Here is a 25143-nt window from a genome sequence, read left to right on the forward strand (position 1 = left end):
GCAAAAAAAAAGCGACCCTAAGGTCGCTTTTTTAACATCGTCAGAGATTAGTCTGTGATGAGTTTTTGCTGTGCCAGCAGGTTGGTAATGATCGCTGCATCATTAGATTGACCAGTGACCAGGTCTACCCCTGTCAAGACGATTTGCTGCGTTGTCTGACCATTGCTGAAATTGCTTGCATAGCCACCACTTGAGCTGATGTGGATGATGGTATCGCTACCAGATTTCTCAAAGTGCAAGTAGTTGGTCAGGTTGGCGTTGTTCTCACCTTGCAGTAAGTCACGCACATCCAGAACATCACCGCCTCCTGCAGCAGTTGGTGCACCCATTTTGAAATCAGTGATTGTGTCACGTGCTGGGCTACCAGCAACGCCATCATCACCTCTATCCCATTTGAACACATCAACACCAGTACCGCCAGTCAGGGTATCGTTGCCTTTACCACCGATCAGGATGTCGTTGCCAGCCCCACCGTTCAAGGTGTCGTTACCGGCACCACCGCGCAGGATGTCATTACCGGCACCACCATTCAAGGTGTCGTTACCAGCTAAACCGTAGATGATATCGTTACCGTCAGTACCGTTGATCTGAGCATCGTTGCCATCAGTGCCCCTGATGATCGCGCTGCTGCCACTGGTCAACAGATCGATATTGATCAGGTTGCCAGAAGATGCGCTATCGTGCAGGTTGGTGCTATCAGTTGCCGTGATCTTGAAGTTATCCAGCACATTCACGCCGATAGTACTGTCTGTTCTGATTGTGGACAGGAACTCGTTCAGTTTCAGGTTATCGATAGTACCGCCATCCAGCGAAGTCACTTCCAGCTTGCCATTGGCAAACAAACCAAGCAGACCGTTATCTTGCGCATAAGTCACTTTGAGGCCTAACTCACTCGCAACAGCCGCAGAGTAGTTAAGGAAGTTGCCACTCAGAGCGATCAATGCACCGTAAGTGATGGTGACATTGGTGATGTTGTTGTTCACATCGCTGGCACTGAATGCCTGACGGCTGTTGAAATTCAGCAAGTCTACATTCAACAGACCAGGGATAGTCAACAAGCCGGCAGCGTTGATACCTGTGCTGACATCCGGCGCCACTTGCGGGATTGCATTGACCTTGGTCACGTTCACGCTCAATGTGGCAGTGCTGGTATCGCCATCTTTATCACTCAAGGTGTATTGGAAATCAGCCACACCAGAAACCGTGGTGTTTTTTGGTGTGAAGACGAAAACGCCGTCATCCATATCCAGTACCAGTACGCCTTTTGTGGTCGTGATGGTCAGCTTGTGGCTTGCTGAATCGTAAGTGCTGTTATTGGTACCACTCACAGTGATCTTGCCATCAGCCGCGTTGAAGGTGTATGTAGTGCCATCGACAACCACTGATTTCACATAACCACCATCTGCACCAAAGCCGCCATTGGTTACCAGGCTGCCAGACACAGAAGCTGCCACTGTTTGGTTCAATACACCATCCAGCTGGTCAAAGTTAGTCACTTTGATACCGTTGGTGTTCGCACCAGCCTGGCCATCATAAGCGATAGGGTTCAGCTGATCTACACTGGTATTTCTGCCCAAGCCCAGCGCATATGACTTGATGTTGTAAGTTTCCAGGAACTGGATCCATGCTCTTTCTTCAGCAGCCTGGATACCGGCATCGGCAGAGTTTGAGTTCTCACCGCCGCTCAAATCATTAATGCCACCCAGACCGCGGTTAGGTTCACCATCGGTAAAGAAGTAAGACACAGTCTGCGCATTATCCAGTTTACCTGCAGAACCATACGCTTTCATGGCTGTTTCAAGCGCTGAATCGTAGTTTGTGTTGCCACCAGAAGACAGAGTATTCAACAGCGAATTAGCTTCAGCCACAGTCAACCAGGTAGTGCCTAATTGTCTGGTCTGTGCATCACCGGCAAATACAACCAGCGCCACTTTGACATCGCCCAGGTTATCGTAGCTGGCCAGCAGTGTTTTGATCGACTGGATAGCACTTGCCAAACGTGTCTGGCCATTCACACCATCGTTACCATTCATACTGCCAGAAACGTCCAGTGTGATCATGACATTGGTGTTGGCAGAGTTGGTCGCATAAACCGTCTGGTTGCTTGCCACTGGAGAGTCATCTTCAATGGTGATCGGTAACTTATCAACCTGTGTTACACCATTTGCAACTACTTTTATACCCAGATCGATCTTCAATGTATCTTCGATCGTCTTATCGGGATGATCAACAGGTGCGTTCAGTGTTACTTTATAAGCACCATTATTATCGATAGTAGCAGTCAGTACTTTTAGTGACCCGGCTGAACCAACCAATGTCTTACCATCAGCAGATAGTGCCCATGTCACAGCGACGCCACCAGAAGTCAGTGTTGATGTAGTTGGTGCAGTCAAGGTCCATACAGCACCGGCACTGCTATCAGTTGCTTTCAAGCTGAATGCACCTGCTGCCAACACGGAATCAGTGGTATCACTGCTGCCGGTAGAATCTTTAATACCACCTGCCAGACCTTCTTCAGAAACAGTAAACGTACTACCGGCAACAATATTAATACCACTATCGTTGTCATCGATGTAGCCTGTGCCAGTGACACCGCCAATTTGCAGTGGCAATGACTCACGGACTTCAATGATTTTGTCGTCCACTGTAGGTACAGTCACGGTGAAGCTGCTGACACCCGCCGGTACGGTGATCGTACCGTCTGCATTACGCACCACGTTGTTGCTGAATGTAGGTGTACCGTAATCAGCGGTAGAAGCTGAGCCACCACCCAGGTTAAAGCTAAATGTAGTTGGGCCGTTGGTGGTCGCATCCAGTTTCACTGTGTAAACCAGGTTGTTGCCTTCAACCACTGCGTCATCACCCACACCAGGTTTGCCTGGTTCGACTTCGATCACTTTCGCTTTGTCATTGTCATCGATGTAACCTGTGCCAGTCACACCGCCCACTTGCAGTGGCAATGATTCTCTGACTTCAACCTCAGTGTCATCCACTGTAGGTACAGTCACGGTGAAGCTGCTGACACCAGCTGGGACGGTGATCGTTCCGTCGGCATTACGCACCACGTTGTTGCTGAATGTAGGTGTGCCGTAATCAGCGGTAGACGCTGAGCCACCACCCAGGTTAAAGCTGAATGTAGTTGGGCCGTTGGTAGTCGCATCCAGTTTCACTGTGTAAACCAGGTTGTTACCTTCAACAACTGCGTCATCACCTACACCAGGTTTGCCTGGTTCGACTTCGATCACTTTCGCTTTGTCGTTGTCCAGAATAAAACCAATACCAGTGGCTGTGCCGCCAATAGTCAGTGGCACGGTTTCAGTCAACTCAACTATGCTGTCGTCCACTGTCGGCACTGTTACGGTAAAGCTGGTTACGCCTACTGGCACTCTAATCATGCCTGTAGTGGCATCGTAAGTGACATTATCGCTGAATGTAGGTGCGCCATAATCACCTGTAGAAGCCGTGCCTCCGCCAAGTTCAAACTTGTAGGTCGCAATTGCAGCCGTAGTTGAACTCAGAGTGACTGTGTAGACCAGGCTATTGCCTTCAACAACACTGTCATTACCTGTTCTTGGGTCTACCGGGTCAACTTCAGTGACGGTCGGCTGACCGCTACCATTGAATTGCACGATATTAGAAGCAGTATCGCCATCGTTATCCACCAGGGTATAACCCAGGCTGGTGCTTTCGCCTTGAGTTAATGCACGGTTGCCACTATAGGTATAGGCACCGGTTTCCACGTTAACAGTGATGGTTTCACCTTTAGCTGTGGTCACGCTCAACTGTTTGCTGGCGGCATTATAGAAATAAGTGTTGCTAGAAGCCGGGGTTGCATTGTCGCTGACTGTGTTGCCAGTGGCATTGTAGGTATAAGTCACGCCACCTATCAGTATGCTCTGTACATGGCCACCATCAGCACCGAATGCACCCAGGCTGCCGGATGCGCTAGCTGCGACCGGATCAATCGCCAGATTGCCACTGCCGACCAGTTCGCCCAGGATCTGGGCACTGTCTGTGGTGCCATAAGTTGTTTGCAGGTTGATGCCTTGCAGTACGATGGTTTGATCTTCAGCATTGGCATTGAAACCGCCAGAGAAACCACCGGTGCTGCTGATATGCAGGATGGTGTTGCCGCTTGCATCTACAGTCACGCGCACAAAATTAGACAGGTTTGCCAGGTTCTCGCCTTGCAGCAAGGTTCTCAGGTCGATCACATCATCAGCCAGGGTGAAGTCGGTGATGGTATCGACTGCTGGACTGCCAGCAGTGCCTGCATCGCCTTTTTCCCAGCGGAAAATGTCTCTGCCCTGATCACCGGTCAGCGTGTCGTTGCCGGAACCACCCACCAGGATGTCGTTACCTGAACCACCTTCCAGTTTGTCGTTGCCATCGCCACCGCGCAGGATATCGTTACCCGCGCCACCCTTGAGGGTGTCATCGCCAGCATAACCATACAGCTGGTCATCGCCAGAAGTACCAGTCAGGTCATTAGCACCACTGCCGCCTTCTATCAGGTTAGGGTTTGGTCTGGTGCTGCTCAATACATTCGCATCAGCCAGTGTGGCCACAGATGCGGAAGAAGAGGCACCTTGGGTATCAGTCACCGTGATGGTGGTCCCATTCAATACTTCGGCACTGATGGCACCACCGTTCAGGCGGGCAGTAGCCAATAATTCGTTGATCGCCAGATTGTCGATAGGGCCGCCATCCAGTGAAGTGATCACGACGTGGGAGGATGGTCCGACCAGACCCAGCAAACCAGCATCATTTGTGATTTGTACTTTCAGACCCAACTCGGCAGCCAATGCTTGTGAGATCGTGAATTCACGCGCACCCAGCAAACCACCCAGGGAGATCAGTGCCTGGTAGTTCAGTTCAACTTTGCTGATATTGTTGTTCGCATCCGTCGCACCGAATGCAGTACGTGTGCTCAGGTTGATCAGGTTGGCTGCAGACAGACCAACCAGGCCTAACAGGTTGCCAGTGTTGGCCACTGTGGCTACTGGTGCCACGTTAGCTGCATTGGCATTATTCACCACCACTACGCCACCTGGAGCCACTGGGCCGTCATCTTCGATAGTGACCGGGATTTTTGTTGTTTGTGTGACGCCATTAACAACCACTTTCACACCAACGTTTGCCAGCACGGTATCTTCTACACCAGCTGTTGGATGATCCACCTGACCATTCAATACGATCTTGTATTCACCGCTATCGTTGATAGTCACGGTCAACACTTTTTCGCTACCGGCAAAACCAGTCAGCGTCTTGCCGCCATCGGTCAATGTCCAGATGACATTCACGCCACCTGATGTCAGTGTCGTGGTCGGCGCAGTTAAAGTCCATACCGCACCGGCACTGCTGCCATTCAGGGTAAACGAACCTGTTGCTTCTACTGAATCGGTAGTGTCTGTGTTACCAGTATTGTCTTTGATACCGCCAGGCAAGCCTTCTTCAGACACTCTGTCCTTGCTGCCAGCGACCAGGTTGATACCACCATCATTGTCTAAGATAGTACCTGTGGCAGATTTGCCACCAACGGTCAGTGTCAAAGTCTCATCGTTTTCAACCAGGGTGTCATCTACGGTTTTCACGCTGATGGTAAAGCTCTGCACACCTGGTGGCACATTGATCTTGCCACTAAGCGCATCGTAAGTGACACCATTGCTGAATGATGCATTCGTTAAAGGATTGACATAGTCATCGGTAGAAGCAGTATCTGTTGGTTTGCCGAATTCCAGTTTAAAAGGCGTGTCTTTGTTGGTGACGTCGCTCAAAGTAACCGTATAGATCAGTGTACCGCCTTCAGTCACTGAGCCGGCAGCCGGGCCAGCGGTGACGCTGTCTACTGTTGCCAGATCATTATCCAGAATAGTACCTTCTGCAGATTTACCACCCACAGTCAGGGTCAACTTCTCATCTGCCTCAACTAAAGTGTCATCGATAGTGACTACATTGATAGTGAAGTCTTTGACACCGGCTGGCACAACGATTTTGCCAGTGGTCGCATTGTAGGTAACACCGTTGCTGAATGATGCATTGGTCAATGGGTTGACGTAATCAGCGGTAGAGGCCGTGTCGCCAACCTTGCCGAGTAGCAGGTCATAAGTGGTGTCTTTGTTGGTCACATCGCTCAGGGTGACCGTATATGTGAGTGTGCCGCCTTCAACGACTGAACCGCCAGCCGGGCCAGCAGTCACGGTATCTACCGTTGCTCTGTCATTATCTACAATGGTACCTACACCAGTGATACCACCAATGGTGAGTGGCACGGTCTCATCAGGCTCAACCAGCGTGTCATCCACTGTAGGCACGGTCACGGTAAAGCTACCGACACCGACAGGGATAGTGATCAGGCCAGTCACAGCGTTGTAAGTCACGCCATTGCTGAATGTAGGGGTACCGTAATCAGCTGGAGAAGCACTACCACCACCCAGATTAAAACTGAAAGTGGTGATGACATTGGTAGGCGCGCTCAAGGTGACGGTATACACCAGATCTGTACCTTCGATCACGCTGTCGTCACCCGGGCCAGGAGTGCCTGGCTCTACGGTGATGACGGATCTGTCGTTATCTTCAATAATGCCTACACCGATCACACCACCGATATTGAGTGGCAAAGTCTCGTTTGGCTCGATGATAGTATCGTCAACGGTAGGCACAGTCACGGTAAAGCTGCTGACGCCGGTAGGCACGGTGATCGTACCATTAGCCGGGTTGTAAGTGACGCCATTGCTGAATGTAGGGCTGCCGTAATCAGCAGGCGAAGCTGTGCCGCCACCCAGAGCGAAACTGTAAGTCGCCGGAGCTTGAGTCGCTGTACTCAGTGTCACGGTATAGACCAGGTTATTACCTTCGATCACAGTATTGCCACCAGGGCCAGGCACGCTAGGCACCACTGAATCTATGCTAGGGTCTTCAAAATACTGATAATTCGGTATAACTGAAAAAGCAGCTGTCCCTACAGATCCATTTCCACCATCATAAATTGAACCGGTCACGCTTTCAGAGATACGCTCCAGGTTAACAAAGCTTGCATTACCATCACTGCCAGCCTCACCAGCAGCAGGAGCATCAAGCACTTCAGTGATATCACGGCCTTCATTCAATGCAACCAATACTGCATCAAATACTGCCTGGTTGACTGCATTCTCAGTGACATCCGAGACATCCACCTGCGCCAGGTTGTCAGTGATCTTGACTGTTTGTGCTTCAGCGAAATTCACGGTCTCGCCGTTCGCCAGTTTTACCGATACGCTTGCGCCGCTGGCGGTGATGACTTTATCACCTGCATGCAACACCTCGCCTACCTGTAACATATGACGGTTGCCATTGGCATCCACCACGATAGCCATACCTTGAACACTTGTAACAGTACCAATCACTGTAGCCATTTTTTTGCCCCACTTATAAGTTGAGAGATATTCAGTTCAGAAAAACACTGTCAGAACATTTCAGTTATGTCAGGTTTTTTCAGATAGTGACGTATTAAACTGCAATACAAAATGGAAAGCTATTGTACCGAAGTACAATATTCGCACTTTTATAGGGGGAAATTCAGCCGCTGCGGACTGTTATTCAGGCACTGGTGAAGAATAAAGATAAAACTCTGGCACTGAATAGAAAAAAGCGAAGCTGTCACCAGCTTCGCTTTCCTTACATCTCCTGCAGTCAAGCAGGCTACTAAGTGTTACTCAGCGACTGACTGAAAACGAATGACTTCAACGCGACGGTTAGCGTCGTTACCGTTGATCGGGTCATTTTCAGCGATAGGCTGTGAGTAGCCATAGCCTTTGACAACGATACGGCTGCCATCCAGGCCTTTTTTGGCCAGATAGTCAGCAACCGCTTTCGCGCGTTTTTCTGACAGCAGCAGGTTGTACTTCTCTTTTGAGGTATTACGCTTGTCAGTGTGGCCAGCGATCTCGATCTTGTCGTTGCCCCACTCTTTGACTACGTCATAAACGATGTCCAGATCAGCGTAAGACTCCGGCAGGATGATGGCGCTATTGGCCTGGAACAGGATGCGTGGAGTAAACTTCATGGTCGCTTTTTCAGGACCTTTAGGTTTAAACGCTTCGCCTTCCCATGGTTTGGCATTCGCCAGCAAAGCTGCTTTATCTACGACAAGCTGTGCTGGAGCAATAGCCTTACATATATTTTCCCTATCAAGATACTCTTCACGCGCATACTCACCGACGTCAGCACGCGTTACACCCAGCTTACGCAGCAACAGACCTTGTCCGGCATAGGTTCTGGCATATGAGGTGCTCAGATCCATTTCAGCATTGGTAAAGTTACGACGTGACTGGAAATATTCGTTTTCGGTATCCAGCAAGTCAAGCAAGGTACGTTGACCGATATCATATTGCTTACGGTAAGCCAGACGCGCATTCTCAATCGAATCCTGGTGCTGTTTACGATAAGCGACTTGCTCGTTCAACTGTTTGATATTGTTATAAGCAATAGACACCAGCTGACGGGTATCGATACACGCCTTATCGCGTAAATCGTGCGCACGATTAAGCTCTTCCGAAGCAGAATCCAGGTTGTTCTTATCAGTAAAACCGTTGAAAATATTCCAGCTAGCGGTCACTTCAAGTGTATCTGCAGCCAGTATGCTGTTTCTGCTTGCATCATTCACATCAAGGACTTTACGGCCCTGCAGATCCAAACGTGGCATAAAAGGGGCTTTACGTCCGGACACAGATTTCTCTACTGCAATAATGTTTTCAATAGAAGCCAGGATATTCGGGTTTTGTTTGTAGGCCGCATCAAGCACCTGATCAGAGCTTTCGGACAAGCCATCACCTGTCATCTGCACTTCAACAACGTTGGCTGGAGGCAGTTCACCTACCAGACGCTGGAATCTTGCAGACACATCATACAGATTGGTTGTTTCTGTCAGCAGGTTGGCTTCAGCCAGTGCCAGACGGCCAGTGGCCTGTTCGAGGTCGACTTTCTTGCCCACGCCGGCATCTACACGAGACTTGATTTTTTCGTGTACTTGCTTGTGTACAACATAGTTGTCTTCAGCGTAAGAAACCAGACGGCGATAACGCAACAGATCAAAGTAGGCAGTCGCAGTATCCAGTGCAATGCCCTGCATCTGGCCTTGCAAATCATAAAAACGGGACTTGGCCACGTGGTCAAGACGGCCAACCTCTGCCGGGGTCGCCAAACCATCAAAAATCATTTGACGTAATGTCAACGTGGATTGCTGGTTGGGAGAGTTAGTATTATTCGGATTGCCAGGAACCACTCGCTCCTGGTTTCTAAATACTTGATCAACTGTCAAATTAGGCAGGTATCTACCTTTAGCAGCAGCTTCATCAAATTCCGCGCCCTTATAAGCATGAAAGCGGGCCTGAACCTCAGGGTTCTCGGACACCGCTTTTTCGATTATCTTTTCCAAAGTTTCCGGACTAGCACCCCAGGAGACTGAAGAGTAGGAAAAGACTCCTATTATTAATGCAGAGGCAATTTTTTTTAGTTTCATGTGCAGACTCTTAACAAGTTATTTTAAAGATTCATCCTGAGCTGAGTATAACGACAGTATTGTCAGGTTACAAGTGTTATACCCTACCTATAACCGCTTTAAATATGCGGTTTTAGGGGAAAAAGTCACAAAAACTGACTTTTACTGACTTTTGCGTTGTTTATCCTACAAAAAATCCCCTGAATATATTGCTTCAGGGGATCAATGATGCAGCGACAACAGCCGGATGAGGGTGGATTCAGGAGTTCAGGTGTGATTTACCAGAAGAACCGTTCTTAACCCCGGCTTCAAGACCAAAGTGTCCTTGCGGGGACTGCCCTTGCAATACCAGGGCCAGGTGCAACCTATCCCTTACTTTCAGGGTATCGAATACCGAGGTCAGGTGTGCTTTGACAGTACGCTCGGAAATAGACAGCGCTCTGGCGATCTCTTTATTGCTGTTGCCTTTGGCGGCTTCCAGCGCCACTTCACGTTCACGCTTGGTCAGTCCTTCCAGTACTTCTTCCAGCACATCGACTGTCTGGCGTGAGCCACGGGCAGTCAGAGTGATCAGGTGTTTCAATAAATCGCGTCCCAGCCAGATACCGCCGTGTGACACCACGCTGTAAACCTCTTTCAACACCTGGTCATGTGCATAAGCGTGCAAATAACCCACTACACCTAGTTCCAGTGCCTGCATGGCTTCTGCCTGCTCGGGGTTATTCGACAACACGATGACTTTGGCCGAAGGGATCAGTGACAACACCTGTTGCACCTGTGTGCGCCACTGGTTGCTGCTTTCCAGCTGTGCATGTACCCAGACTACCGTCGCCCCGGCCACATCGGCAGAAACCACTTCTGCACTGGTGATCAGTTTAGGGAAGGCTTTCAGCCAGGCTTCGACAGGCTGCTTTAATGACGTAATAAAAATATGTTTCATAGTGATTAGCGCTCGGTTAATGCATACGATTTAGCCTTAAGCACAGGTTTTAGCAAGTAAGACATCACAGTTTTCTTGCCAGTCAAAATATCTACCTGTGCCACCATACCAGGAATAATTGGCAGATGGTCGCCGATATTATTCTTAATTGTTCTCACTTTAACGACATAAAAAGCATTTCCTTTATCGTCTATGGTCGAATCTGCTGCAATATCTTCAACTTCGCCATCCAGACTGCCATAAATACTGTAGTCATAAGCTGTCAGCTTGACGATAGCAGGCTGCTTGGGACGGATAAACGCGATATCCTTGGTCTGTACCTTGGCTTCTATCACCAGCGCATCATCCGAAGGTACGACTTCCATGACTTCTTTGCCGGCCTGGATCACGCCGCCTACCGTGTTGTAATACAGCTTGCTGATCTTGCCGTTAACTGGCGACAGCAGGGTCGATTGCTTGACTTTATCTGACAGCGCCAGGCTGGACTGGGTCAAACTATTGATTTTTGCCGTGGTCTCGTTCAGCTCGGTACGCACCTTGCTGGTGAAGGACTGCTGTGCCTCGGCGATCTTGCGACGCGCTTCTGAAATGGAGGCAGTGATACGGCCCATTTGCGCCGAAGCCTGGTCTATATCACCTTTGGCCCGGTTGGCTTCACGTTCCAGACGCAGGATCTCGATCTCGGACACGGCACCACTGTTGAGCAGGGGCCGGTTGGCGGCCAGCTCGCGGCTATTTGAATCATAGGTCTTGATCGCGACTTCTTTTTTAAACTGCACCTCTGAAAGCTCGCGCTCACGCTGCGACAATTGATCCCTGGCGATATTCACCTGCGAATCCAGCTCGGCACGCCCGGCATTGAATAACTGCAGCTCCTGCAAATAGGTGTCAGGCACTTTGAGTTGGACCTCACTAGGCGGATTAAACGCGCCGCCATTGGCCAGGGCTTTTAGGCGTGACTCCTTGGCTCTAAGTGACAGATACTGGCTTTCATTTTCTTTCAGCGAGGAGATCGCCCTGGTCTCATCGATCTTGATCAATGGCTGGCCGCGTTTTACCGTATCGCCCAGTTTGACCATGATATCGGTGACGATACCGCCATCCAGAGATTGCACCAGCTGTATCTGGCCCGAAGGGATCACGCGGCCTTCACCGCGCGTCACTTCATCGACTTCGGCCAGGTTGGCCCATATCAGCAGCACGATCAGAATGACCAGGATGGCGTACATGATCAGCTTGGCATGCAGCATGCTGTCCTCAACCATGACATCATGTGCCTGCTCGGACCAGGTGCGGTTCTCTGCCGTATCGGTTTTGATGATCTTGTCGACCAGGGCATGCACAGGTTTACCCAGCCGCACCCAGATACTGTCGTTCTTGGTAATGTCACCATATTTATCAAATATTTTTTGTGCCATGATGTTACCTTGCCTTACCTACTTTACCCGCGCGCAATGCGGCGGTGACGTCTTCTTTAGAGCCGTCTGCAACGATCTGGCCTGAATCGATCACGATCAGGCGTTCTGCCAGTTCCAGCATGCCATTCCTATGGCTGATCACGATCAGGGTCTTGTTTGCTGAAGCTTCAGCGATCCGGTTTTTAACCGATTCTTCACCGGAGTGATCCATGGCACTGGTAGGTTCATCCAGCAACACGATCTGCGGGCTGGTGACAAAGGCGCGCGCGATGCCTACGCCCTGGCGCTGGCCGCCGGACAGGGTATCGCCCCGCTCTCCTACTTCCAGGTCAAAGCCTTTAGGGTGCGCATTGACGAATTCGGCGATACCGCCGACCTGGGCTGCATTAAGCACAGCCTGATCATCTGCGTGCTGGTGGCGCAAGGTGATATTGTCACGCAGGGTGCCATAAAACAGATGGTTATCCTGCTGCACATAACCGATGCTGCGGCGTAATTCGGCCGGATCGATCTGGCGCGCATCGATACCATCGATCAGGATAGCGCCTTCAGTGGGCTGGTAGAGGCCAAGAATCAATTTGTTGATGGTGGTCTTGCCTGAACCCATACGGCCTATCAGGCCTACATGCTCGCCGGGACGGATTTTGAAAGAGATGCGGTTGAGCGCCAGCTCATCGGTGCCCGGGTATTTGAAAGACACACTTTTGAATTCTATCTCGCCCTTGAAGGCAGGACGCGACAGGAAACTCGCCCCTTTGCTGCGCTCCTCAGGTTTTTCCATGATGCCTTCTAGCGACTTCAGGGAAGTCGCAGCGGTATGGTATTGCGTGAACAGGCTGGCGATCTGCGAGATCGGTGCCAGCGCGCGGCTGGTCAGTTGCGAACAGGCGATCAGTCCACCCATGGTCAGGTCCCCATTCGAGATCAGGTAAACGCCAAGGATAATGATAGCGACACTGATGATCTGTTGCAGTGCATACGAACCGTTAGTGATAGAAGAGGATAACAACTTGAGTTTGCTGCCCACCTCGGACAGGAAGATGGCACTGCGTTCCCATTTACCCTGCATCTGCCCTTCTACGCCCATGGACTTGACGGTCTCAAGACCGACCAGGCTTTCGATCAGGGTGGCATTACGCTGGGCACTGGCCCGGTACATGGTCTCGGATAAATCGTGCATCTTGGATTGCACGCTCAGCGAGTAGATCAGCACCACAGCGCCACCTATCAGCGCTGGCAACACCATAAAAGGACTGATCCAGGCGATCACGATCAGGAAAATGATGCCGAACGGCAAATCGATCAGTGTCACCACCGTGGCTGAGGTAATAAAATCGCGCACGCTTTCGAACGAACGCAAGTTAGAAGCAAAAGAGCCAACAGAGGTAGGCTTGGCTTCGTAGCGGGTGCCGAGTACTTTCTCCATGATCTGCGCACTCAGCTTGACATCGATGCGCGCACTGGCCCAATCGAGGAAATAAGCACGCATGGAGCGCAACAGCAGGTCGCCAAGTACGATCAGCGAAACGCCTATGCCCAATACCCATAAGGTCTCTACCGCCTTGTTGGGTACTACACGGTCATACACGTTCATGGTGAACAGTGGCATCGCTAGGGCAAATATATTGATGAGCAAGGCGGCGACCATCACATCGCGGTATATGCCCTTGTTCTCGGCGATGGTTCCCCAGAACCAGTGTCTGACCTTGACCCGGCCCACTTCAGGCGTGCGTGCGTCAAACAGATAGGTTTGTTTGGTGACCAGCGCATAGCCGGTATATTGTGCGGCGAGATCGGCCAGGCTGATGGTCACCGCTTCGGATGACAGGTCAGGAAAAACCACCTGGGCAAAATGCTGGCTGTCATCTATCTTCAACAGCTGGCAGGCGCGGTGATTATTCAGCAGCAAGGTCACATCCGTCTGCGGCTGCAACAGTGCGGTGATGGCACTTTGCTGGACCGTGACCGCCAGGCGCAGTCTTTCGGCAGAGCGTTTGAATAACTCGGGGTTGAGCTTGCCATCTTCAAGTGGCAGGCCGGAGGTCAACGCGTCGCGAGTGGTCGCCAGCCGGTTATGACGGCAGATATACAGCAGACACTCGAGCAAGACGTCTTTGTCAGTTTGGTTGAAATATTGCGTCGTTTCCATGGCTAGTCTTATTATTGTCCTTATCAACGGCTCAAATACTTGTTTTCAAAGTATCTATAGTATGGGTATCGGTATTATATGCAGGGTCCAGCTCAGGCAAAGCATTGAGTATATGGCAAAAATCCCCTGAATTACAAAGATTGACAATCGGCTCTAACTGCCGAATTGCAGGGTTTCCTGCACAAACGGGCCGGTCACTGCCTCTATACCTACCGAGTTCAGGCTGTCCAGTTCCTGCTGGTCCTGCACCCCTTCAGCGATAGGCATGATGCCCATGGTGCGCACCATCATGCACAGGCCGCGCAACAGCGATTGCTGCTGTGGCCGCAGGTGTATGTCGCGTATCAGCGAGGCGTCGAACTTAACGAAGTCCAGGCCGAGTTCATGCAGGTCACCCAGTTGGGCAAGCCGCGTGGCCACATGTTCCATACCGACGATGCAGCCCAGTGATTTCACCAGATGTACAAACTGTTTGAACTGCACAAAGTCACTGAAGGCGGCTTCTTCCGATATCTCAAAACTCAATCTTGAGGGCTGGGCCACGGTCAGGATCAGCGCTTGCAGTTTGTCACGGTATTCGTCGCTGCGGATCGCGGCCGCGGACACATTCACGCTCAGGTTGGCGTTATTCTTACCCAGCATATCGACGGCATATTCCAGCGCCAGCCCGTCCAGCGTCTTGATCATATCCAGCTGGCTGGCCCAGTCGATAAAGGCACCCGCAGCCAGCCATTGATCGCCTTCATCAATATGCAGTCGCAGCGGGCACTCGTAGTGCAGCAACTGCTGCTCTTTGAGCATGACAGGATAGCAGGCCAGTTTGATCTGCTTATGCTCTATCGCATGCAGGAACTGCTCTTTCCACTGGTTGAGGTAATTCTTTCTCGATGTCACTATGCTATTGGCGTTCATCACCCGCATAGGCACGGCTGCCTGGTCACCGGCCAGGTCGAGGATGAATTGCATGACGCGGTGTATATCGACGAAATCATCGCCTTTTTTGGTCTTGGTATGCGTGACCACGAACTGGAACTGCACGATCTGCTGTGCCGCGTTGAGTTTTTCCAGCACCAGTTTAAGTTCTGAGGCTACGGTGAAATCATCCAGTGGCTGGCGGCTGAAAATGCCGAACTCGCTGCCGGAAAGCCTGCCACACACCACATCTGCATAATGCGCCATCTGTTTTTCAAGCGCATCGCCGACTTTCTTGATCAGCTGATTGGTGACGCTGTAGCCCAGCTGTTTATCGATATCCGACAGATTGCGCAATTGCACCAGCGTCAGCATGCCTTCGACAAAACTCTCGCTCTTGAGGGCGACCGAAGCGGTATTGGTGAAGTGTGACTGATTCATCAGGCCGGTGACTTCATCATAGTTGATCTGCTGGTTGAGCACATTCAGGCGTTCAGATTCTGCAGTCACCATGGATTTGACACGGTCTGACAGTATATTCATGGTGCGCACCAGCTTTTTGAATTCCTCTGTTTGCGGCTCAGCTATGGTGATGTATTTACGCTCACCCAGGGCTTCGGCCTGTGCGATCACATCATCCAGCGGTTTCAGTATCTTTTTCAGCCAGAAGCCGGAAACCACATAGCTTAAAAAGGCTACGATCAGCGTCCACAATACGGCATGGCGCGAGGTTTCCCACAACTGGTCATATGCCAGCGAAGGCTCGCTCTCCAGCACCAGCGTGCCATATTGCTGCCAGCCTGACTGAATATTGGCGATACCCGGATGTATGCTGACGGAAAACAGCGACTGGAACCAGGATGGCGCCACTGAATGCGGCTCGCGGTTGATACGCTCTATCATGGTTTTGTTATCAGGCGAGATAATGGCGATGCGCCTGTAGTTGCCCATGTCGAACTGGGCACTGATGATCAGTTCGACCGTGACATTGTCTTTCTGGATATTGGAAAGGGTGATCGCCAGGCCATTGGCATTGTCGTTGTTCTTCTTCTGTAATTGCTCGGCCATGAACCTGTGGTCATCATAAACCCCTAAAAACAGGCAACCCGCCGCCACCATCAAGATAATGACAGAGATCGCAATGCGTATTTGTTTTATTAATGACATGTTCTAAGCCCTCTTTTTTCTTGGGGTAAAATCATCCACAACCCGGCGTCAATGCAGGCTTTATGCATAAGCCTAGCACTAAGTTTCCCTGTTAACCATATCTTAGCTAAGGTTTTCAAAGATTCAGTCAGATTCTGTTGTTTCAGTGTTTTCATTTATTCCAGTCCGTCCTGTCGCATGCGCGTCAGCACATCCCGCCACTTGGAAATATTGTTTGGTGAACCGGCGCGCATATTCGGGTTGTTGGCGACAAACAGGCCTTTATCGTTAAAACTGAACACCGGGAACAGGTCACTGCGCCGGGAGGCAGGCAATATCTCAAAATTCAGGTTATCCAGGATCAGGGGGTCGCTGGTCGGCATCGCGTAATAAGCCAGCACCATATGCGGCCTGATGTTGCCACTGGCCATGCGTGCGCGTACATAGGTCAGACGTAATTTATCCTGCGGGATGCCCAGTCGTTTGAGCAAGGTGTATTTGGCGATGCTGAAGTCTTCACAGTCGCCCGCGCCTTTGCCAAAGGTTTCCAGCGGGCTGGCCCAGTAATCGTCCACCCCCCACAGATTGATATCATCGACAAACAGCACATGCTGGTTGGTAAAGTCATTGACCATGCCTATCTTGGTCATCTCGCTGGCGCTGCCAAGCTGGTTGAACAGCTCGTTCAGGCGCATCACATTCTGGTAGGCTTCTTCGCCATAACGCTGCCTGACCTTTTCCAGCATCGCCAGCACGTAGTCATCCGCCAGTATCTGCGACCATAGCAGACTCAGCGTCAGGCACAGGCCGGTCGCAAAAGTGATCAAGGTTGAAGAAACGGGGCGTCTCATGTGCAATAGATTTCCAGTGAGCGATTATGTCACGGCACCAGCAAGCCTTATCTGCCAAACAAAGCGGTTTTCATCTGCAAATTCGGCCATCGCTAAGAATACCTTATATTAAGCGGCCAGGTTCACGCACAGCAGTGCATCACAGAATAGAAAAACACAAGCGCTGCTGGATTGGGTAAAATGTCGACTTTCGAATCATCACCGCTTTATATTCATGACGTCTCTTACCCCCCTCAATGCACTCTCCCCTTTAGATGGTCGTTATCAGGCCAAACTTGACCCCTTGCGCCCTTTCTTCAGTGAATACGCACTGATCAAACATCGCGCACTGGTCGAAGTAGCCTGGCTAAAAGCCCTGAGTGCCGAACCGCAACTGGCAGAGATCGCTGCTTTCAGTGCCGACACCATAGCCGAGCTGGATGCTGCCATCGAGGCCTTCAGCGAAGATGATGCCATGCAGGTGAAAGCGATAGAATCGCGTACCAACCATGATGTAAAAGCGCTGGAATACTGGCTCAAAGAAAAATTCGACGGCAACCCCGATATCAAGAAAGCCAGCGAATTCATCCATTTCGCCTGTACTTCAGAAGATATCAACAACCTGTCACATGCCTTGATGCTTAAATCAGCGCGTGACAGCGTGATCTTGCCCAACCTGGCCGCCGTGGTCGCCAGACTCACCGAACTGTCGCACGCACTGGCTGAACAACCCATGCTGTCACGCACACATGGCCAGACCGCCAGCCCGACCACCATGGGTAAAGAATTAGCCAATGTGGTCTACCGACTGCAACGCCAGCTCAAGCAACTGCAGGCGAACGAGATACTAGGCAAGATCAACGGCGCTGTCGGTAACTTCAACGCGCATCTGTCGGCCTACCCGGATATAGACTGGGAAAGCTTTGCCCAGACCTTTGTTGAATCACTGGGCCTGACTTATAACCCCATGACCATACAGATAGAGCCGCATGACTACATGGCAGAGCTGTATGACACCATGTCACGCATCAATACCATACTGATAGACCTCAACCGCGATATCTGGGGCTATATCTCGGTCGGCTATTTCAAGCAAAAGGTCAAAGCCGGCGAGATCGGTTCCTCGACCATGCCGCATAAAGTCAACCCGATAGACTTTGAAAACTCCGAAGGTAACCTGGGCCTGGCCAACGCCATCCTGCGCCACCTGGCAGAAAAGCTGCCTATCTCGCGCTGGCAGCGCGACCTGACCGACTCCACCGTGTTGCGTAATATGGGCGTCGCGCTCGGCTATTCGCTGCTGGCTTATGACGCCTGCCTGCGCGGCCTGAACAAGCTGGAAATCAATCCGCAGCGTTTGCAGGAAGACCTGAACAACAGCTGGGAAGTACTGGCCGAGCCTATCCAGACCGTGATGCGTCGCTACGGCATTGAAAACCCGTATGAGCAGCTGAAAGAACTGACGCGCGGCAAAGGCGGTATCAACCAGCAGTCACTGCATGCCTTTATAGAAACACTGCAGATCCCGGCAGCAGCAAAACAGACCTTGCTGGCGATGACGCCTGCAACTTATACCGGCAAGGCAAGTCAATTGGTAAAACATATTTAGTGACTTGATTCAGGGATAGGTCTGTTTTTAACTTCGCACTCAACGCTATAAGGCAAGCAAACACTGGTTTGATTGCCGGTTTTCGCCAGGCCTGCCTATCGGCCTGGTTAAAGTGCGTTTTAGCGCTGCGCTTAAGGCGATTGAAGTGCAAGCAATGGATATACAAGCAATCGATATATAGGTTCGCCAGCCTGATCTGCATCGCCCCTGTGCTGTTGCCCGTGACTGCAGTCCAGGCACAGCAAGCTGACTGGTTCCAGGTCAAGCAAGGCAGTTACCAGACGCGTTTTTCCCTCAATAGCGACACTCCCCCTGAAAACAAACAGCAACTGCGCGAGTTGCTTGAACAACACCTGACGCTGCATGAATCTATGCAAAACCCGCGCATGAATGAAGGTGAGTGGCGGCGGCTGGTGCAGAAGACACCACAAGAGATCGCCGACCTGCTGGCCACCCAGGGTTATTTCAAAGTCAAAACGCTGGCCTATCAGCCGGCCGCCAAGCGGATCGAATTCCGTGTCAACCTGCCGCCGCAGGCCAAAGTCAGCCAGGTGACACTGACCCTGAACGGAGAGATACAGCAGCCAGCGCACAGTGAGATACTGGCGCAAGCCAATAAAAGCTGGTCACTGCCAGCCAGCCAGGTGTTCACCCAGCCAGCCTGGGCGGCAGCCAAGCGCGACCTGCTGGCCTCACTGCTACGGGCTGAGTTTCCCAATGCCAGAATCACGCAGTCGCAGGCCATGGTACAACCACAGACACAGCAAGTCGCTATCAATATCGCCGTGGATTCAGGGCCCGCCGTGCGCTTTGGCAAAGTCAATATCCATGGCCTGCAGCATTACCCCGAAAGCCTGATCCGCCCGTTGAACACCCTTAAACCTGGCGAGCCTTATAGGCAGTCAGAATTGTTGCTGTTGCAAAACAGCTTTATGAGCACCGGCAAATTCAGCCAGGTGGATGTAGTGGCTAACACGCATGCCCTCAACCCCGACCACAGCGCCGATGTAGATGTCACCGTGCGCGAGACCGAAGAAAAATCCTTTCGCATAGGCGTGGGTGCCAGTACCAATACCGGCGCGCGCATCGTGTTCAACTATACCGACCGCAACCTGTTTGAGCGTGGGTTGCTGTGGGATAGCAGTATCCGCCTGGAACAGCGTTTGCAGGCCGCCACCTCTAACATCACCTTTCTCACCGATGATAAAGGTTACCGCGACAGCATACAGAACAGCCTGACCCGCACCGACCTGGAAGGCCAGGTCACCACCGCCTTTCAGAACGGCGTACGGCGCTACTGGGGCCAGCCGCGCAAGTTTGAGCAATTCGTAGGCGCCAACCTGCTGTATGAATTCCTCGAGGTGGATGACGTCACCTCCCAGTTCAACAAAGCCGCCACCGTCACCTATGGTTTGAATATGCGCGAGCTGGATCACCAGCAGGCACCCACCAAAGGCTGGATACTGAATACGCAGTTCCAGCTTTCGCCGTTTGAACGTATTTCTGATGGCCGTTTTTTGCAGACGCAAGCCAGGGTACAGGCGTTTTACCCGCTCACCAGCTCCACCCAGTGGCTGGGCAGGCTGGAAGTCGGCAGCGTCAACGGTTCTGCCAGCAAGGTGCCGGCGACCTATTTGTTCCGCGCCGGTGGTGACCAGTCTGTACGCGGCTATGCTTTCCAGTCGCTGGGGGTCAATGAAGGCGGCGCCACGGTGGGCGGGCGCGTATTGCTGACCGGCAGCAGCGAAGTGGTGCAATGGCTGACGCCATCGTGGGGCGCGGCAGTGTTTGTGGATTTCGGTAATGCCGCCAATAGCTGGAAAGATTATGACCCGGTGCTGGGCTATGGCCTGGGCGCACGCTTCCGCAGTCCGATAGGGCCGGTAGGCGTCGATATCGCCTATGGCGAAGAAACCAAGGAATACCGTTTGCACTTTAACCTGGGGGTGAATTTCTGATGTCATTGCTGCACTGGCTGTCACGACTATGCAGGTTAAGCCTGGTGAGCATGCTATGCCTGAGCCTGGCCATCACGCCACAAATGGTCTGGGCGGCCAATGTCATGGTGGTCACCAGCCTGAAAGAATTTGAAACGGATTTAGCCAACGCCACACTCAAGGTCGAAGGCATTGCTTCTGATATGCGGCTGGGAGTGACGCCGCGTGGCGAGCTGACCGTCTCCAGTTTCACTGCCAAACAAGTCACCCTGCAGTTCAAGACCCAGCCTGAACCACCCGCCAGCAATACCAGAACGCCGGCTGGGCCGCTGCCAAAACGTATTAACATCCCGCTGCCCTTTCATCTGCTGTCAGGCAATATTGAGCGCCTGACCATCATACAGGGGCAGGCGACTTACCAGATAGAGCAGATACGCTTTGACCTGGATGCCGACAACCAGGCCATGCAGTTCCGCATTGCGCAGGCACACAGCCCGTGGGGGGAGATCAGCACCCATTTCCAGATGCAGAATAGCGCGCCGTTCCCCTTGACTGGCTGGCTGGATGTACAGCAACAGCAAGGCAGCCTGCCCTATCATTTGCACACCGAGTTGCGCGGTGATTTGACCAAGGTGGAGATTGCTGCCAGCCATCACTACCAGCCTGATGCGCGACCTTTTGCCATAGTGCCTGCCACGCAGCAGGACGCTGATATAGTGACACTCAAAGCCAGCATAGGCCTGGATGAGGCGCGTAACAGCCACTTTCTCTTCCACCTGCAACAGTTCCAGGCCAGACATGTGCATCCGCAACTGGCGGGACATATGGATTTAAAAGTGGTGGCAGATGGCAGCCTGACCGACCAGGGAACCATACAGATCAAGGTGGATGCCGGAGACAGCCGTTTGCAGGCGCTGCCACTGATCGTGCGCGGCACGGCGACACTGCAAGGACAGCAACTCACGCAGATGGATCTGCTGGCGCAACTGGATAAAAACACTTTCACGATACGCAGCACTCAGCCTGCCGCATCTGCTGGCACCCAGCTGAACTGGCAGGCCGATATGCCCAATCTGGCGCAATTTATGCCGGGCTTTTCCGGCCAGGTTAAAGGTGACGGTACGCTACAACATTTGGTGGATGGCTTTCATGCCAGCTACCGTTTGGCTGGGCAACAATTGCAATTACCCAAAGGCCTGGTCATCGCCGGCTTTGAGGTGCAGGGGCAAGCCTCTGACAACCTGCAAGCGTCTATAGACCAGCAGATCAAACTGCATGGTCTGTCGCAACAAAATAGCCAGGGCACAGACAGCCCGCCGATTGAGGCAGAACTGAATTTAAAGGGCACCCTGGCACAGCATCAACTCACGTTACAAATCAAGGATACGGACCCATCATTGCAACGCAATATCCAGCTGGCCCTCAACGGTGCCTGGCAGAATGACAGCTGGCAGGCCCAGCTGACGCAATTGCAGGATGCCAGCGCTCAAGTCTTCCAGCTGGCAAACCCTGCAAAAATGTCATGGAGCGCCGCACAAAGCTTCGACTTGCAACAGCTGGCGCTCAATGTGTTTGCCGGGCAATTGCAACTGGAAAAACTGCATTACCGCCCGGCACAGACTGCATCCACGTCCGGCCAACCTGCACAGATGATGCAATTACAATCGCGCGGTGCTCTTAAGGATTTCCCGGTGCAGGCCTTAATGGCCTGGCTGATTCCCGACCAATCAACGCCGTTACCGGCAGACCACCTGCAATTATCCGCGCTTTGGGATATGCAACTGGGGGATATGCAACTGGACCAGCGCCTGAATGGCTTTCTGCAACTGCAACGCAGCAAAGGTGACTGGCAGGTGTATGACATCAATAATGCCAAATGGCAGGGCTTAGGTTTGCAAACACTGTCGGCTGGTATCAAAGCTGAAAATAATAAGGTGAGCGTTGAAAGCACGATCAGCTCCGCTGAAGCCATTAACCTGCAACTATCAGCCAACACAGTCGTGACACCCACGCCTACAGGGTTTGTGATCAAAAACACTGCCCCGGTCTCTGCCAGCCTCAAAGCAGATATCAAACAACTGAACTGGTTTGCCAAACTATTCTCCGACATGCAACCGGCAGGTAGCCTGGCGGTAGACGCACAGGTCAGCGGTGTAATGGCAGACCCGCAACTGAATGGCACTATTCAAGGTGACTCCCTTGCATTACAAGTGCCTTCACAAGGGGTATGGCTGGAACAAGGGCGTTTAAACGCGACTATGGCGGGCGACAAGCTGACTTTCAACCAGATTCACTTTGCTGGTAAAAGCGGTGAACTGAATGCCACCGGGGTATTGGCTTTAAAGCAGCCTGACTGGCAACTGGATCTATCCATGCAGCTAAACAAGCTACAAGCACTTTCCAGGGTTGACCGCTGGGTGCAGTTGAGTGGTGATACCAAGTTACATCTCACCAGTGCAAACACCAATATCAGCGGCAACCTTAAAATCCATAAAGGCCTGTTTGAACTACCCAAGGGGGATAAGCCACAGCTGGATGAGGATGTCATTATCGAATCAGCGGAACAGGCCACTGCAGAGAAAAAGTCGCAGGTCAGTTTCCAGGATTTCGGCCTGGATTTTGGCGATAAACCCGGCCTCCCGTTCAAGGAATCCGAACAGTTCATGCTGCGCGGCCAGGGCCTTAACGGCGCGCTGAGCGGTAAAATGCGGCTGGATGGCGCGCTGGATGACCTGGGCGCCACCGGCAGCCTGGAAGTGACCGGCACCTACCTGGCGTATGGGCAGTCGTTGAATATAGAAACCGGCAGGCTGATCTTCAGCGGCAAGCTGCCGAATATAGGCCTGGATATCCTGGCCACCCGCCAGGTAGAAGCCACCAAAGTCGGCATACAGATCAACGGCAGCATGCAGACGCCGCAACTGAAACTGGTCTCCACGCCGGAAACCAGCAATGAGAACAAGATATCGCTGCTGGTGCTGGGGCAGCCTATGTCGGCGGTCGGCAGCAACGATATGGCCATGCTGTCAGTGGCCGCCAGTGCCTTGTTATCACAGGGCGATTCGGTGTCATTACAAACCAAGATCGCGCAGACCATAGGCCTGGACAGCATAGATGTGCGTGGCTCGGGAGCCACCAACTATGCGGTCAGCGTCGGCAAACGCATCAATAGCAAACTGGTGGTCGGCTATGAAAAAAGCATTGTCGGGCTACTAAATGTTGGTAAACTCACCTACCAGTTAACCAACCGTATCTCGATAGAGACCAGGACCGGTTCGGATAACGCGCTGGACGTGTTCTACGGTTTCAGCTTTGATTAACCCAGGAGGATGGCATGCATCAGGACAATAAAAATCCCCGGCTGGCAGTCTTGATCGATGCTGACAACACCTTTAAGGTCATTCCTATCATAGACGAGCTGTTTGAAGAGATGTCCAAGTTCGGTGATATCAGTGTCAGGCGCATTTATGCCGACTGGACCTCGGACCATGTCAAACAGTGGAAGCCGGTACTACCCAAACACGCTATCCAGCCTATACAGCAATATGCCAATACCAAAGGCAAGAATGCCACTGATAGCGCCCTGATCATAGACGCCATGGATCTGCTCTACACCGCGCCGCTGGATGGCTTTTGCATAGTCTCCAGCGATAGCGACTTTACGCGGCTGGCGATACGTTTGCGTGAAGCCGGCAAATTCGTCTATGGTTTTGGCGAGAACAAGACGCCGGAATCACTGCGGGCCGCCTGCAACCAGTTTGTTTATTTCGAGATCCTGCTGCAGGAAAAGAACGAGGAGGAATCCTCTGCGCAAGCGGAAGCCGCCAGCAAAGCCAAGCCGGGTGAAGAACAAGTCACGCTGGTGCCGCTGGGCAAAAAAAGCAAACAGCAACTAGCCATGGATACCAAACTGGTGTCACTGATACGTTCTGCCATCGAAGGGCTGTCGGATGAGACCGGCTTTGCCGCCATGGGCGCGGTTAAAAACCATATCGTCAAAAACTTTTCAGCCTTTGACTCACGCAATTACGGTTATACCAAATTCAGTGAACTGGTGAATGCGATAGGCCTGTTCGAGTTAGACGACCAAAAACAGAAATTACGCGACAAACGAAAAAAATGACTGATATCCTGATCCTTTATTACTCCCAGGGCGGTGCCGTGAAAGACATGGCGCAACTGATCGCGCGCGGTGTAGAAAGCGTGCCTGGCGCCAAAGCCCGAGTGCGTACCGTGCCAAAGATCTCAGCCAATCATGAAGCGACCGAGCCGGATATCCCGACTTCTGGTGCGCCATATGCCACCCTGGAAGACCTGGAACAATGTGCCGGCCTGGCCCTGGGCAGCCCTACCCGTTTCGGCAATATGGCCGCGCCTATGAAATACTTTCTCGATGGCAGCACCAGCCTGTGGCTGAAAGGCGCATTAATAGGCAAGCCGGCCGCCGTGTTCACCTCTACCGGCTCCATGCATGGCGGTAACGAGATGACGCTGCTGACCATGATGATCCCGTTGCTGCACCACGGCATGCTGCTGCTGGGCCTGCCTTATTCCGAACCGCAACTGGGCACCACTACCACCGGCGGCACGCCTTATGGCGCCAGCCATATAGGCGGCGCCAGAGATGACCAGCCCATCTCCGACGATGAAAAAAAATTGTGCCTGGCCCTGGGCAAACGTCTGGCCGAAACCGCACTCAAATTGCAATAACCGTTTACTGAGGA

12 protein-coding genes are annotated in these 25143 nt (G+C 52.0%); 5 read left to right on the forward strand and 7 right to left on the reverse strand.

Features of this window, described 5'->3' with window-relative positions:
- Positions 1–47 precede the first annotated feature (47 nt).
- The 7 genes from ACT6RZ_RS13195 to ACT6RZ_RS13225 form a co-directional block, all read right to left on the reverse strand.
- Positions 48–7394 (reverse strand): retention module-containing protein, encoded by a 7347-nt coding sequence (locus tag ACT6RZ_RS13195; protein ID WP_444702557.1) that lies wholly within the window; start codon positions 7392–7394, stop codon positions 48–50.
- A gap of 296 nt (positions 7395–7690) precedes the next feature.
- Positions 7691–9499, reverse strand: coding sequence for a TolC family outer membrane protein (locus tag ACT6RZ_RS13200; protein ID WP_444702558.1), 1809 nt, complete (start codon positions 9497–9499; stop codon positions 7691–7693).
- A 238-nt stretch (positions 9500–9737) separates the two neighbouring features.
- Positions 9738–10418, reverse strand: a complete 681-nt coding sequence (locus ACT6RZ_RS13205; protein ID WP_444702559.1) for a LuxR C-terminal-related transcriptional regulator — start codon at positions 10416–10418, stop codon at positions 9738–9740.
- 5 nt (positions 10419–10423) lie between these two features.
- A complete protein-coding gene (locus tag ACT6RZ_RS13210) occupies positions 10424–11836 on the reverse strand; it encodes an HlyD family type I secretion periplasmic adaptor subunit (RefSeq protein ID WP_444702560.1) in 1413 nt (470 codons plus the stop codon).
- A gap of 4 nt (positions 11837–11840) precedes the next feature.
- Positions 11841–13985, reverse strand: coding sequence for a type I secretion system permease/ATPase (locus tag ACT6RZ_RS13215; RefSeq protein ID WP_444702561.1), 2145 nt, complete (start codon positions 13983–13985; stop codon positions 11841–11843).
- Between the two features lie 153 nt (positions 13986–14138).
- On the reverse strand, positions 14139–16064 hold the full coding sequence (locus ACT6RZ_RS13220) for an EAL domain-containing protein (RefSeq protein ID WP_444702562.1): 1926 nt from the start codon (positions 16062–16064) through the stop codon (positions 14139–14141).
- Between the two features lie 155 nt (positions 16065–16219).
- Positions 16220–16894 (reverse strand): transglutaminase-like cysteine peptidase, encoded by a 675-nt coding sequence (locus tag ACT6RZ_RS13225; RefSeq protein ID WP_444702563.1) that lies wholly within the window; start codon positions 16892–16894, stop codon positions 16220–16222.
- A gap of 214 nt (positions 16895–17108) precedes the next feature.
- Between ACT6RZ_RS13225 and purB the strand changes: the two genes are divergently transcribed.
- From purB to wrbA, 5 genes are all read left to right on the forward strand, one after another.
- Positions 17109–18482, forward strand: a complete 1374-nt coding sequence (purB, locus tag ACT6RZ_RS13230) for an adenylosuccinate lyase (protein ID WP_444702564.1) — start codon at positions 17109–17111, stop codon at positions 18480–18482.
- Positions 18483–18703: 221 nt separating this feature from the next.
- On the forward strand, positions 18704–20440 hold the full coding sequence (locus ACT6RZ_RS13235; RefSeq protein WP_444702565.1) for an autotransporter assembly complex protein TamA: 1737 nt from the start codon (positions 18704–18706) through the stop codon (positions 20438–20440).
- Positions 20440–23739 (forward strand): translocation/assembly module TamB domain-containing protein, encoded by a 3300-nt coding sequence (locus ACT6RZ_RS13240; protein ID WP_444702566.1) that lies wholly within the window; start codon positions 20440–20442, stop codon positions 23737–23739. The genes ACT6RZ_RS13235 and ACT6RZ_RS13240 overlap by 1 nt, the downstream gene beginning before the upstream one ends.
- Before the next feature lie 14 nt (positions 23740–23753).
- Positions 23754–24542 (forward strand): NYN domain-containing protein, encoded by a 789-nt coding sequence (locus ACT6RZ_RS13245; RefSeq protein ID WP_444702567.1) that lies wholly within the window; start codon positions 23754–23756, stop codon positions 24540–24542.
- Positions 24539–25129: an NAD(P)H:quinone oxidoreductase gene (wrbA, locus tag ACT6RZ_RS13250; RefSeq protein ID WP_444702568.1), complete on the forward strand. Its 591-nt coding sequence runs from the start codon at positions 24539–24541 to the stop codon at positions 25127–25129. Before ACT6RZ_RS13245 ends, wrbA begins: the two co-directional genes overlap by 4 nt.
- The last annotated feature ends 14 nt before the right edge of the window (positions 25130–25143 follow it).

The organism is Methylophilus sp. (assembly GCF_052437885.1).
Classification (GTDB): Bacteria; Pseudomonadota; Gammaproteobacteria; order Burkholderiales; family Methylophilaceae; genus Methylophilus.